14 protein-coding genes and 1 pseudogene are annotated in these 13,913 nt (G+C 32.5%); 11 read left to right on the top strand and 4 right to left on the bottom strand.

From position 1 onward, the window contains the following. Positions 1–18 precede the first annotated feature (18 nt). The 7 genes from F9279_RS05090 to rfbC all read left to right on the top strand — a co-directional run bounded on the left by F9279_RS05090 (position 19) and on the right by rfbC (position 7,135). Positions 19–1,149 (top strand): O-antigen ligase family protein, encoded by a 1,131-nt coding sequence (locus tag F9279_RS05090; protein ID WP_152111713.1) that lies wholly within the window; start codon positions 19–21, stop codon positions 1,147–1,149. Positions 1,150–1,194: 45 nt separating this feature from the next. Continuing rightward, positions 1,195–2,166 carry a glycosyltransferase gene (locus tag F9279_RS05085; protein WP_152111712.1) on the top strand — a complete coding sequence of 324 codons (972 nt, stop codon included), beginning with the start codon at positions 1,195–1,197 and terminating at the stop codon, positions 2,164–2,166. Positions 2,167–2,290: 124 nt separating this feature from the next. Continuing rightward, complete coding sequence (locus tag F9279_RS05080; RefSeq protein ID WP_193224462.1) at positions 2,291–3,169, top strand: SP_1767 family glycosyltransferase; 879 nt, start codon at positions 2,291–2,293, stop codon at positions 3,167–3,169. A 44-nt stretch (positions 3,170–3,213) separates the two neighbouring features. Then, complete coding sequence (locus tag F9279_RS05075; RefSeq protein WP_152111710.1) at positions 3,214–4,170, top strand: glycosyltransferase family 2 protein; 957 nt, start codon at positions 3,214–3,216, stop codon at positions 4,168–4,170. Then, positions 4,146–5,603, top strand: a complete 1,458-nt coding sequence (locus F9279_RS05070) for a flippase (RefSeq protein WP_152111709.1) — start codon at positions 4,146–4,148, stop codon at positions 5,601–5,603. The genes F9279_RS05075 and F9279_RS05070 overlap by 25 nt, the downstream gene beginning before the upstream one ends. Positions 5,604–5,672: 69 nt before the next feature. Beyond that, the gene (rfbA, locus tag F9279_RS05065; RefSeq protein ID WP_152111708.1) at positions 5,673–6,551 is read left to right on the top strand and encodes a glucose-1-phosphate thymidylyltransferase RfbA; all 879 of its coding nucleotides are present in this window, start codon (positions 5,673–5,675) and stop codon (positions 6,549–6,551) included. A gap of 23 nt (positions 6,552–6,574) precedes the next feature. Continuing rightward, entirely contained in the window at positions 6,575–7,135 is a 561-nt protein-coding gene (rfbC, locus tag F9279_RS05060; RefSeq protein WP_152111707.1) for a dTDP-4-dehydrorhamnose 3,5-epimerase, read from the top strand. Between the two features lie 310 nt (positions 7,136–7,445). Here the strand turns inward: rfbC and F9279_RS25035 are convergent, their stop codons facing one another. From F9279_RS25035 to F9279_RS26200, 4 genes and pseudogenes are all read right to left on the bottom strand, one after another. Next, entirely contained in the window at positions 7,446–7,586 is a 141-nt protein-coding gene (locus tag F9279_RS25035) for a hypothetical protein (RefSeq protein ID WP_193224461.1), read from the bottom strand. A gap of 161 nt (positions 7,587–7,747) precedes the next feature. Then, positions 7,748–7,942: a hypothetical protein gene (locus F9279_RS05055; RefSeq protein ID WP_152111706.1), complete on the bottom strand. Its 195-nt coding sequence runs from the start codon at positions 7,940–7,942 to the stop codon at positions 7,748–7,750. Continuing rightward, complete coding sequence (locus F9279_RS25600; RefSeq protein WP_226793308.1) at positions 7,903–8,067, bottom strand: transposase; 165 nt, start codon at positions 8,065–8,067, stop codon at positions 7,903–7,905. The genes F9279_RS05055 and F9279_RS25600 overlap by 40 nt, the downstream gene beginning before the upstream one ends. A 51-nt stretch (positions 8,068–8,118) precedes the next feature. Beyond that, a pseudogene (locus tag F9279_RS26200) lies at positions 8,119–8,277 on the bottom strand (helix-turn-helix domain-containing protein); the annotation flags it as partial. Positions 8,278–8,671: 394 nt separating this feature from the next. Here F9279_RS26200 and F9279_RS05045 point away from each other — a divergent pair. From F9279_RS05045 to F9279_RS05030, 4 genes are all read left to right on the top strand, one after another. Beyond that, positions 8,672–9,634, top strand: coding sequence for a ParB/RepB/Spo0J family partition protein (locus F9279_RS05045; RefSeq protein ID WP_152111705.1), 963 nt, complete (start codon positions 8,672–8,674; stop codon positions 9,632–9,634). A gap of 356 nt (positions 9,635–9,990) precedes the next feature. After that, on the top strand, positions 9,991–11,526 hold the full coding sequence (locus F9279_RS05040) for a YifB family Mg chelatase-like AAA ATPase (protein WP_152111704.1): 1,536 nt from the start codon (positions 9,991–9,993) through the stop codon (positions 11,524–11,526). Further along, the gene (locus F9279_RS05035; RefSeq protein WP_152111703.1) at positions 11,526–12,074 is read left to right on the top strand and encodes an REP-associated tyrosine transposase; all 549 of its coding nucleotides are present in this window, start codon (positions 11,526–11,528) and stop codon (positions 12,072–12,074) included. The genes F9279_RS05040 and F9279_RS05035 overlap by 1 nt, the downstream gene beginning before the upstream one ends. A gap of 692 nt (positions 12,075–12,766) precedes the next feature. Beyond that, on the top strand, positions 12,767–13,912 hold the full coding sequence (locus F9279_RS05030; protein ID WP_152111702.1) for an AAA family ATPase: 1,146 nt from the start codon (positions 12,767–12,769) through the stop codon (positions 13,910–13,912). The last annotated feature ends 1 nt before the right edge of the window (position 13,913 follow it).

The raw sequence follows: 13,913 nt of genomic DNA, 5'->3' as shown, positions 1-13,913 counted from the left end.
TCTATACGGAGTGACAGTATGGGAAGAGAAGCATATTTATTTTCTGGAAAAAAACTTCTATTTTACCTAATAATTCTAGTTACAATGATATTTATTAACAGTTCTTTCTTCTGGATCTATAGCAGTGTTTCTATATATGCAATGACGTTTTTTATTATTATATTGGCACTTTTGAAAAATAAATTTAAGTATATAAATTATTGGACTCATGCATATATATTTGTTTTTTATTGCATGTTAACATTGACCTTCTCTGACGGTTCATTTGGTAGCGTGCTAAACATTATTTGTAATGTATTTATCCTATTAATTTTATGTGAATATAAATTAGATAATTCGAATTTAAAACTAGTATTTTTAAGTTTTCTAATAGTAAATATTTATTGGATTTTTAATTCGGCTGGTTATTATCAGGAATTTTATAATGATAGAACTTTAATTAATAGTAATATTGTAGGAATGGTTATTAGTTATACGGCAATATACTTACGAATTTTTTTGAAGCAAAGAAATATGAAACTTACAAGTTTGTTCTCATATATAATACCAATATTAAGTTTATGGGCAATACTACAATTGGAAGCAAGAGGGAACTTTTTTGCTCTTTTAATTTATTTATTAATAGATAGTTTAATCCCCAAAAGATTATTCAAAAAAGGTAACATTTTATTATTTCTCATTACAGTGATTATCCTGGTTGGTACGGTAATACCATATATATATGTTAATTATATTAATCTTATAAATTTTGATCCATCAATTACATCGAAAGATATTTACACAAGACAATATGTATGGAATTTATTTTTTACGGCGATGAATAATGATTTCCAATCATGGTTATTTGGTGTAGGTTCACAAGCCGATGTGTGGAATACGACGTCTATAAACTTACACAATACCTACCTTGCAATCATAGGAAATTTTGGATTGATAGGTTATTTATTATATTTCTCGCTTTTTTTAAGAATAATAGCAAAAATAACCAAAGGGCCAAATATGTCAACTTTTCAAATTCAGTTAATATTAGGAGTAACATTCCAATTGTTATTGGGTTATGTTGAGGTTGCAATGTTATGGGATGTAATGTATTTTTTTAACTTTCTTTTTATAGGCTTAGCAATTAATGAGAAACAAAAAGTAGAGTGAAAGCTGTTAAAGGATCCTAATTTCCTTACTGGAAGGGTTTTGATTATGAACAAGAATAATGGAAATGAAATAATTAGTATAATAGTTCCAATTTATAATGTAGAAGATTATTTAAAAAGATGTTTAGATAGCATCATTGGTCAAACCTATAAAAGTTTAGAAATCATTTTGGTTAATGATGGTTCTACTGATAGTTCCGGAGAATTATGCGACATTTACAAAAATAAAGATACAAGAATTAAAGTTATCCATAAGAATAATGGAGGAATATCATCAACTAGAAATGCTGGGTTAGAGGCTGCAAGTGGAAAGTACATTGGGTTTATCGATTCTGATGATTGGATCGATTCTGATATGTATCAATCTTTACATGAGTGTTTGGTAAATTCAAATTCCGATATAAGTATATGTGGAGTCAAAGAAGTTAGAAACAATAGTATTATTAAAAGTAATCAAGTTGAAGAAATTGTCACTTTATCTTCACAGGAGGCAATAAAACTTTTGATTGAAGATAAAAAAGTTAAAAGTTTCACTTGGAATAAATTGTATAGAAGAGAAGTGTTTAAAAACATTTATTTTCCTGAAGGAAAAAAGTATGAAGATATATATTTAATGCATACAATTTTTAAAAACGCAGCTACCATTACACTTTTAAATGAAGAAAAGTATTATTATATGAGACGTGATGATTCAATCACAAATGAGAAAACAATAGAAAATAAATATGACTATTATAATGCATATTTAAAACGTTTAAATGATCTTAGAGCAGATTTTAATGATTATTTGCCACAATTATATCAACCAATACTTAACTTGGCTTTGAATATTTTAAGTACTTCTTTAAAAGAGAAAGATATACAAAGAGATATAGCGGACTTTTTAGAAAAGAACGCAAAAGAAATAAGTATGGTTATGCCCAATCTCCCTAAAAAAACTATTGTAATGTATAAAATATTTAAGCTGTCACCAAAAGCATTAAAATTTTCCTATTCTATATACAATAAACTGAAATAGCTAAGTTATAAAATAAATTAATTGCTGCCGATGCTTAAATTATTATAAGGACAATTTCTTGTTATAAAAGATATGTATCAGTAGGTTCAGACAAAGGGTGGTTAAGATTAATATACAAATTTTTGTGAAAAAGTTCGCTAGAAATATTATTTATACCTTAAAGTATAAATTTGTTCAGAAAAAGATTAGATTTGAAAAAGTAAAATCAATTGAAGAGACAATCAATATTATAGTTGATACAGGTGCATCGGTAAGTAGATTTGGTGATGGAGAATTTAAATGGATTGATGGAATTCAGCAAGATTCTTTTCAGAAAGACTCATACGAATTATCTCATAAGTTAAAGGAAGTTCTTGTGAATAAACTTGATAATCATTTGGTTTGTATCACACCTGCTTTTTATGATTTGAGTAATTACGAAAGAGAGTCTAGGAAATATTGGAAAATAACCTTAGCTAAATATGGACTTAAGTGGAGAGAGTACTTAGATAATAATAGAACATATTATAATGCTGATATTAGTAGGCCATATATAAGTCTTGTGGATAAATCTAATACTTATGATCATTTTAATTTATTAAAGAAAATCTGGTCCCAGAGGGAAATCCTTATTGTTGAAGGTGAAAATAGCAGACTCGGGGTTGGAAATGATTTATTTCAAAATTCTTTAAATATTAGTCGTATAATTGCTCCTGCACAAAATGCATTTGATAAATATGATGAGATACTAAAATCAGTGTGTAAATTTAGTAATAATAAGTTAGTATTACTTGCACTTGGTCCAACGGCTACAATACTAGCATACGACTTGGCGAAAAAAGGATTTCAAGCGGTTGATATTGGCCATATTGATATCGAATATGAATGGTTTCTTATGGGAGCTACTAGTAAAGTTCCAGTTAGGGGTAAAGAAGTTAACGAGGTAAAAACAAATGAATTGTTAGAACTTGATGACGACATTAAAGATAAATATTTATCAGAAATAGTAGAATATATAAAGTAAAATTTAGAACTTAAGATAATTGGAATTAATGAAAGGAAAATAATATGAAAAAGGTATCCTTTGTTATTTTACACTATAAATCAGTTGAGGAAACAATCAAATGTATAAATTCAATTATAGCCTTAGATAAATTACATGAAGTTAATATTGTTGTGGTTGATAACGCGTCAAATGATGGAACAGGAGAAAAATTAAAACTATTATATGAACAAAATAATAGTATAAGCGTGATAATTTTAGAAGAAAACCAAGGTTTCTCTAAGGGGAATAATATAGGTTATAAGTTTGCAGTTTCTAACTTTAACCCTGATTATGTAGTTGTTACAAATAATGATGTAATTTTTCCTCAGCATGACTTAATATCAAGAATTGAGTCAATATTTTCACAAACTAATTTTTACGTCTTAGGGCCAGATATTATAAATACAAGGTTGGAAGTTCACCAAAGTCCATTGTCTTTAAAACCTAGGGATTTAGAACAGATTAATAACTGGATTGAACTTAATCTTTATAAGAAGGAAAATATAGATATATTTATAAAGGAATTGAAAAGAAAAGAGTTTAGAAGTTCTAACATGATGAAAACGTTAAGAAAAATAAAGCGGTTGTTCATATCCCCGAAGCCCGAATTAATAAATAGTACAAAAAAGTATGAAGATGTATGTTTATGTGGAGCATGTTTAATATTTTCTAAAAATTTTATTGAAAAACACAGCTCAGTTTTTGAACCTGAAACTTTTTTTTATCATGAAGAAGATATTTTATTTCATAGGTGTATGAAAGAAAAGGAAAAGGTCGTATATGATCCAGATATATATGTATACCATAATGAAAATGCATCTACGAGGAAATCAAAGAAGAAAATGGAAGAACAGGCAAACTTCATCCTTAATAATCTTATTAAATCAGCAAATATATATAAGAGCATCTTAGAAGGGGAAATCAATAAATCTAATAAAGTTCGTGAGGTAGCCAATTGGCAAACAAAGAAAAGTCAATAAAGATAAATATTGCTTTGAACTTGACAAGGAATATAATGAAAATTCTATTTCCGTTAATATCTTTTCCTTATGTATCTAGAGTTTTAGGAGCTGATGGCTTAGGAAAGGTAAGTTTTGCCCAATCTTTCATTGGTTTTTTTACTTTATTTGCAGGTTTGGGGATATTCGCTTATGCCATCAGAGAAGGATCTAAGCTTAAAAATGATAAAGAAAAATTGGGCAAATTTTCTACTGAGATGGTAATTATAAATACTGTTTCAAGTGTTGTTACTTATATTGCTTTCTTTTCTATTTTATTTATACCTGCACTAATGGATGATAGAACTATTCTAATTGTATTTAGTATGACTATTGCGTTTAATGTAATAGGAATAGAATGGCTATATAATATCTTAGAAGAATACAAGTATATTACTATAAGAGCTATAGCTTTCCAAGTTATTTCCATTATTTCAATGTTTTTGTTTGTAAAAACAAAAGATGACTTTTTAATATACGCAAGCATCATAGTCGTTGCAAGTGTCGGATCAAATATTTTAAATTTAATCAATTCAAGGAAATTAGTAAAACTATTTGGATACAATAACTATAATTTTAAGCAGCACTTTAAACCAATATTTATTATATTCGGAACATCAATTGCATCAAGCGTTTATTTGAATTCTGACATTACTATGCTAAGTCTAATGAAAGGTGATACGGCTACTGGATTGTATACGGTCGCAACAAAAATAAAAATAATCTTGGTCACTCTCATTTCTTCTTTAGTTGCAGTATTATTACCTAGACTATCTTATTATGCTAAAACTGGTAAAGTTAACGAATACAATGAGCTTTTTAAAAAAGGGTTTAATCTTATTTTATTAATATCATTTCCCTGTTTTGTAGGTATGTTTATGTTAAGTGAGAACTTGATAAATATTCTTAGTGGTAATGGGTATAACGATGCTATAGTAACGATGAAAATACTTTCTTTTACTTTAGTATTATCAGCAATTAATGGAATAATTGCTTATCATTTATTATTACCGTTTAATCACGAACGGTCTACCTTAATTGCCACTACATTAGGTTGTATTGTAAATTTATTATTGAATGCGATATTTATTCCTATTTACTCTCAGAATGCTGCTGCATTTACTACAATATTAGCGGAGTTTTGTGTTTTAATATACTGTTTAAGACCAGCTACGAAAATAGTAAACTTAAGCAACTTGTTTGGAAATTTATATCAATACCTGATAGCTAGTAGTAGCATAGTTTTAGTGTCTTACCTAGTTAGACGATTATTTAGTAATGACATTTTGGTGTTTTTGATTACGTTTATTGCAAGTTTTGCTATTTACTTTCTTATTCTGTTAATTTTAAAAAATGATTTAGTGATTTACGGGAAGAATTTCTTATATAGAAAAATTAAGAAACAATTAGTATAACAATACTTATAAAATTAGGTGCATTATTATTGTAAAAATATAATCAAGTAGAAAAGGAGATATAATTAAATGAAAGGAATAATTTTAGCAGGAGGTAGCGGTACACGTTTGTATCCTTTAACAATGGTAACTAGTAAACAACTATTACCAGTTTATGATAAACCAATGATTTTCTATCCACTATCAACTTTGATGCTTGCTGGAATTCAGGATATATTGATTATTTCAACCCCAGAAGATACCCCGCGGTTTAAAGCATTACTCGGGGATGGTTCACAATTTGGTTTAAATCTGGAATACAAAGTACAGCCGAGCCCGGATGGATTAGCTCAGGCCTTTTTAATTGGAGAAGAATTTATTGACGGTGATTCTGTTGCCATGATTCTAGGTGATAATATATATTACGGTAGCGGTATGAGGAAAATTCTTCAACATGCAGCAAATAAAGAAAGTGGGGCAACTGTCTTTGGATATCATGTACAAGACCCACAAAGATTTGGTGTAGTTGAGTTTAATCAAGAAGGAAAAGTTATTAGTGTAGAAGAGAAGCCTGAATTTCCGAAATCAAATTATGCAATTACTGGATTGTATTTTTATGATAATCGTGTTGTTGATATTGCAAAGGATATACAGCCATCTGCCCGTGGTGAACTCGAAATCACTTCAATAAATGAATCATATTTAAAACAAGGAGATTTAGAAGTGGAGTTACTAGGAAGAGGGTTTACTTGGTTGGATACTGGTACACATCAAAGTTTAGTTGAGGCAACAAATTTTGTTAAGACAGTAGAGGAACATCAAGGAATTAAGATTGCTGCTCCTGAGGAAGTTGCTTTTATTAATGGTTGGATTTCTAAAGAACAATTATGGGAATGTGGCGAAAAGCTTAGTAAAACTGGATATGGTAAGTATTTAATGAAAGTTGCAAATGGAGAAATACAATACTAAACAATGAGAGAGGAAACAGTATATTGAAACTTACTATAACAAAATTAGATGGTGTTGTTGTTATTGAACCCAAAGTATTTGGTGATAATCGTGGTTGGTTTATGGAAACGTATAATGAGCAGAATTTCATAGAAGCTGGAATAAATTTAAATTTTGTTCAAGATAATCAATCATTTTCAGCAACTAAAGGAACATTACGAGGACTACATTATCAATTAAATCCTAAAGCTCAGACAAAGTTAGTACGTTGTACACAAGGAGCAATTTTTGATGTTGCTGTAGATATTCGAAAAAATAGCCCTACTTTTGGGGAATGGTTTGGAGTTGAATTATCTGCTGAAAACAAAAAACAATTACTTGTTCCAAAAGGATTTGCGCATGCATTTATAACTTTAACAGATAATGTTGAGGTACAGTATAAAGTAGATGAGCTTTATTCACCAGAAAATGATCGAGGTATTATTTGGAATGATCCCGAAATTGGTATTGAGTGGCCTATTGATATTACTCCTATTCTTTCAGAAAAAGATCAAAAAGCACCTCTGTTAAGAGATGCTGAAAATAATTTTAATTATGGAGAGTAGTTTATTATGAGAGTATTAGTAACTGGTAGATTCTTGGTCACAGTGACGCCCCGAATAATCTTGTTTCACATGAATGTTTCATGGGAGGCTGTGTGTGTAATTTTGATTGATATTTGTAAAGGAAGAAGTACAGCAGTTATGTTGTTGTCTTCTTTTTTTTATATTGATTTTGGAAGGGAATTTTATTATTTTGTAGAATATTGGATTGGAATGGTAGATTGTTTTTCTTATCCTCTGTTGGTTGTTCTTGTTCAAAAGAATTTCTTCTATTTTATCCTCTATTGATTTATCTTCCTTTTGTGATCTTTCTCTAATTGTTTCTTCCTGGTTTTTCTAATTCATAGTACTTTAAAACTAAATAGGGTAGTGTCAAAACTTCTATGTGAAGGGCCATTTGACGATAGCCAAATATACCATCTACTTTTTCATGGAGAGTTTTCATTTCTTCCATACTTTCTTTATTAAGTATTTCTCTAGATGAAGGTGTGCGTAACCACTTATAATATGCAGATCTTGCGATTCCCGCAATTTCACAGAGTAAATAAATGCTTAAATCTTCATTCTGGTGAAGCTCTTGAATAGCGACATACTTATCCCCAAAATGAATTTGGCTTATTTTCGCCTCCTTTCGATCTCCTCTAACTTTTTTAAGAATAAGTTCTCTGCACGCAACCGTTCATTTTCTCTTTCTAGCTTCTTCATTTGAAGGTTGATTTTCTCTTCTGGAGTCAAGCTAGCGTCTTCTTTCTTATTACCACGTTTATCTTTTAACGCTTCATCGCCTCCATTTTCATATTTCTTAACCACTGATAGACCTGTTGATAAGAAACTTCATAAGTGTTAGCTGCTTTTTGATAATCTTTTCCGTTCCCCAAGCAATCCCTCACAATGTGTATTCTTTCTTCAAAATTCGTTTTTCTTCCCTTAGTCATAGAGCTCGTCCTTCCTTGTCCCGTAACCTTTAAATCTCTATGACTATTATACCTCTTTATCCATCGTCTGAGGACAGAAGTACTTGATATTTCATACAATCCAACAACCTCACGTATCGAATACTTCCCAGACAAATAATCCCTGATGGCAGCTAACTTCAATTCCTTTGAATACTTTTTCCAAGTAGAAGACTCTTTTAGACCTTCCAAGCCGTACTTATCAAACTTGTGTTTCCAGTCTAAGATTGTTCAACGGTGCACATTATATTTTGCCTCAAGTTCAGATGTTGAATATAGCTCATCTAGGGCCTTTAATATTTCGTATTTTTCTTCTACAGAATAAGATCTTTTGGACATAGAAAATACTCCCCCATAAGTAGTCAGATTTCTATTTTTTAATCTTTCTACCTATAGGGGAGCATATCAATCAGGGAGGTGGGCCATTTTTTGTTTTATGAGAAGGGAAAATTAGTTTCCTTTTGCTCATCACTATAAATCGGTGGTCGGATTTTAAGATTAATAGATTAGTATTATTTGAGATTTTTGTAATAGTACAACTAGTTTATTGAATACCCATTAATAAAAATGAAATGGGTGGTTCAACGTGAACAAGCAGCCAAAGAAGGTTAAACTTTCCCAAATAAGGTTAGAAACAAGTTATCGGAATAGGGAAAAGGACTTGAGTTTAGAATTGAGTATTAGAAGAGATGGTTTGAAAGTACCGTTAATTGTTGAGGAAGAAAGTGAAAACCAATATGTGTTAGTGGATGGTTACCGTCGATTTTATTCCCTTGAGTTTTTAGAAATAGAAGATGCTGAATGTATCGTAGAAGTGGTTACTTCGGAAGAGGAACGAATTGTTAAAAGGTTAGGAATAGAATTACACACAAAGAAGAGGACTTCATACCAGTTGGAAAGAATGGTTAGCCGATTGTTAGAAAATGAAAAGAACGATGCCAAATTGATTGCAAGTCTTTGTAACGTTACAGAAGGGACCATCACCAAATATATTAAAGGTTCCGATGTTAATCCGGATTGGCTAAGGAGAGGAGAACAAACTGGTGCAGGTAGACACGCATTAACTGATATTCATAAATTAAAAATAAATGAAGAAACGAAAAACTATATCGCTGATCAGTATATCGATAGGAAGATCAATAAATCTACTGTTGATGTCATAAAAAAAGCAACGAGTGAAAAAGCATTTAAGGATGTACCTGAAGAACATCTAAAAGAATGTATTGACCAAATTATTGAACAATATACCAAAAACTACGAAACTGTAAAGGAAGTTGTCTGTGAAAGTAGTTTGCGAGCTGGCTACACAAAAAGTAGTCATACATTCATGCATAATATAACTTTAAACTTGTTAGCAAGGATTGAGAAAATCCTTAATAATGCTTACTATGTAAATAATTTATCCACTAAGCAAAAAGACAAATTGACAAATTCACTTCACAATTTACTTCAAACTATAAATCCACCAATAAAATGGTCCGACTTTCCAAAAAATGAACAGTTTAATGAAGTTATAGAAGTCGAGGACGGTGAAAGCTTAGAGCATTAACCAAATTTCAATAATTCTTGGTCACAGTGACACCCCGAATAATCTTGTTTCACAGGGATGTTTCATGGGAGGCTGTGTGTGTGATGGTTATTGATATTTGTAAAGGAAGAAGTACAGCAGTTATGTTGTTGTCTTCTTTTTTTATATTGATTTTGGAAGGAAATTTTATTATTTTGTAGAATATTGGAATAGTAGATTGTTTTTCTTTTCCTCTGTTGGTTGTTCTTGTTCTAAAAGAATTTCTTCTATTTTATCTTCTATTGATTTATCTTCCTTTTGTGATCTTTCTCTAATTGTTTCTTCCTGGTTTTTCTAATTTATAGTACTTTAAAACTAAATAGTTTGGAGGGGTTTGTATGACCGTAAAGGTGTCGAGTGTTGGTTTGAAAGGTTTGGAGGGCTACCGTGTGCAGGTGGAGGTGAGGATATCGCAGGATACGGAGTCTATGGTAATTGTTGGTTTGCCTGATGCTTCTGTTAAGGAGTCTAGGGAGAGGGTATTGGCATCCATTGCTCATTTTGATTTGGATGTAACGGATAAGAAGGTGGTTGTGAATCTATCTCCGTCCGATCAGAAGAAAAATGGTTCGCTGTTTGATCTGGCTATCGCAATTGCTGCTTTGAAGGAACTGAAGAAGGTGAAGAGTGAGATTCCCATTGCTACAGCGTTTATAGGGGCATTGTCACTGGATGGTTCGGTTGTGAGTGGGGAAGGGATACTCCCTGCTATTATTGCGGCTAGGGGGCTTGGGATTAAGCGAGTTTATTTACCTTACGATCCGGTGTTGCCACTCCATATGCTAGAGGATATAGAATGCATGGTGGTGCATCATATTGAGGAAGTCGTTCAACATTTGGAAGGTCAAGAAAGTATTCCGTTTCAAACTCATTTTTCTTCAGAGATTCATCTACCGCCAAATATTGAAACACATCAAAAGGATTTCTGCCATGTGATTGGACATGAGAAAGCGAAAAGAGCATTAGAAATTGCTGCAGCTGGTGAGCATAATTTGCTGATGAGTGGTCCTCCTGGTTGTGGAAAGAGCTTGTTGGCTGAATCCTTTCCCTCCATCTTCCCTTCATTAACGAATCAAGCACAGCTCGAAGTGATGAGTTTGTATCAGCTTGCTGGTGAAAAACGTATTCATGATCAATCTGTACCTTTTAGGCATCCCCACCATTCTGCTTCAGCTGTCGCCATTATTGGTGGTGGCTCGAACCCTCGACCAGGGGAAATTTCGATGGCACACCACGGGATACTTTTTCTTGATGAAATTGCAGAATTCTCCAAAAAAACGCTTGATATGCTCCGTCAACCACTTGAAACGGGTGAAGTAACAATTAGCCGAGTACTTTCTACTGTGACGTATCCGGCTTCCTTTATCCTAGTAGGTGCTATGAACCCTTGTCCTTGTGGATACCTCGGTTCTCTTCATCATTATTGCACTTGTTCCCAAAAGCAAATTCAGGTCTACCGAAATCGGTTATCAGGTCCTATCTATGATCGAATCGATATCCTATTACCCTTACAATCGGTGGATGTTAATCAGCCCTCTTCAACGCAAGAGTCCTCTTGTGATATTCGTAAACGAGTGGAAAAAGCACGCCTGTGCCAGTTTGAACGGTATCAACAAGAAGTATCCAATGCGAAGGTTCCGTTTGAAACTTTGATGGAAACGAGTGTCTTAACAACGGAACAGAAAAAGACACTCACTCAAATTTCTTCTAAGCAAAACTGGAGCAATCGTGTTCAGATTAAAATTATTAGACTCGCAAGGACTATTTCTGATTTAGCAGGAGATGAGAGAATAGCTGACCAAGCCATTTGGGAAGCGATGACCTTAAGACGTCTGGGACAGAATACTCCAATATCAGTTGCGAGGGAGAAATAATGCCTTATAAAAAAAGAGTGTATATACCAGAGCGATTTTATCATATTGTTTCCAGGGGAAATCGGCGTGACCCCTTATTTAGGAATGCCAGTGATTTTCAAGCTTTTCTTCATATCTTAAAGCAACTCTACGAAAAGTATCCCTTTGAAATTGCCTCTTATTGCCTCATGAATAATCATTTCCATTTACAATTGCGTTCTAGTGAAGTAACCATATCAAAGCTAATGGCACTAATCAATAAACGTTATGCCAATTACTATAACACCAAATATCGTTTAACAGGCCATGTCTTTGAAAAACGATTTTTTGACAACCTGATTGAAGACAAAGAAGGAATGTTAGAAGTCAGCCGTTATATTCACCTTAATCCAGTCAAGGCGAGAATGGTTGAGCTGGCAGAATACTATCCGTGGAGTAGCTATCAATTATATAAGTATAGGAATTCCAAAATACCTTGTTTTATGAATATTCATTCTTTACTAGATTATTATGAAGGGACATCGACACAGAAACGGGAAAAGTACTGTAGTAGCGTAATCTTTTATTAATAATAAGGTTGGAAATCAAGTGTAGAATCAGGTGTCAGTCACTAAAAAATACAAATAGCTGTATTCTGTCTTTCTGTGAATGACAATGGGAGGGAGTAGTCACTGTCACCCATTTAATTTAATATATGATAACCAACAAGAAGGATTAAATCTCCTCGTATTAACAAAATGTAAACTTTAGGAGCAAACAAAAGGGCCATGAAGCGGAAAAAGACCTAGCGTGGTTTCTGGAAGAATTAGAATGCATTCAGGATTTTAAGCTGGATAAGGAGCAGATTAAATTTCTGCCAGATATTTACAGTGGAATTGTTGAAAAGGGAGTAATTCACCCGGACGGAAGGATCGTCTATGATTTGAAGTTGGGCACAAAGCTGACTGCTACTGGAAAAAAAGGATGGCGTGGCGGATGAGGATAAAGGCAAGCCACGTAAGAAGAAAAAGTGAATAGGATAAAAATAAAGCACCCACTGAGTTATCGTATTGGTTTTAATACGGCTACTTGGTGGGTTATTGTATTTTTACCACTTTAAATAGAGAACGAACTAATTAAAGGTTAGAAGCAGTTGAAAAAAATATTTATTTGGCGTCCACAAAAAAACATAAAACCATTGTTATGAACGAAGATAATAGGTAATATATATATTAACAACAAAGAGTATCGTCCATAACTTTAAGAATGTAGGTGTTTGTGAATGAGTAGAGGAGAAATGTTAGTCAATATGATTACTTCTTTTAGTAGAAATGACAGAGAGGGCTTCATTGAAGATTGCGAAGAACTGATTGCCTTTGAAGAGAGTAAAAAAAACTACAGATTAGCGACCTTAATGAGAAAAGCATTGGAAGAGGGTGAAAAAAATAATTCTAAAGTAGCTCCCAGTTCATTTGCCATTACTCCAATTGAAACCAATCGTATTAAAAAAAATGTGAGTAATGGTAATGATTTATTGAGTCTGGAGAAATCCTATGTAAATTTATCTTCGATAAAATTACCAAAATCAACGAAGAACCCAATATATTCCTTAGTGGAGCAGTGGAAAAAGCGAGAAAGTTTAGCGCAGTATAATCTGTCGCCCCAAAACAAAGTATTGTTTCATGGGCCACCAGGTACCGGGAAGACATATACAGCCTATGGGATAGCAAATGCATTAGGGTATGATGTTGCGTATATTAGATTCGACTCTTTAGTTTCATCTTATCTAGGGCAGACTGGAGCTAACCTAAAGGAAGTATTTGATTTTTCTAAGAAAAACAGATGTTTACTATTATTAGATGAAATTGATGCTATTGGAAAGAAACGTGATGATCAACAAGAGCTAGGTGAGTTGAAAAGGATTGTTATCTCTCTATTACAAAATTTAGATAAGTTTCCAAATGACTCGTTATTAGTTGCTTGTACCAATCACCCTCATCTATTAGATGCTGCATTATGGAGAAGGTTTGATTCATTAGTTGAATTTAATAACCCTGAAGTTTCGGAAAGATTGTCCATAATAGAAGCACGTTTAGCAGAATTGAATGTCAAATGTGATGAGCACTGGACTAAATTTTGGGCAGACACTTCAAACGGTCTTTCACCCGCGATCTTAGTTCAAATAATTGAGAATGGCGTTAGAAAATGGGCTATCCAGAATGAACAAAATATGAACACTCTCATTACGGCAGAATTAATATACTACTTGAACGTAGAGGATACTTCTGAAAAGGTGCGAGTAAACATTGCGAAAAAATTAAGAAGTCAAAGTAAAATATTTTCATTTGCATATTTAAGTGAATTATTGCGAATTCCCAAATCAACTCTCCACAAAAGAATTAAAGAAGAATTAGATAAGGAGGATTAAA

It is taken from the genome of Bacillus sp. B1-b2, from assembly GCF_009183415.1.
Taxonomy (GTDB): domain Bacteria; phylum Bacillota; class Bacilli; order Bacillales; family Cytobacillaceae; genus Niallia.
This window is presented reverse-complemented; position numbering and strand designations above follow the sequence as displayed.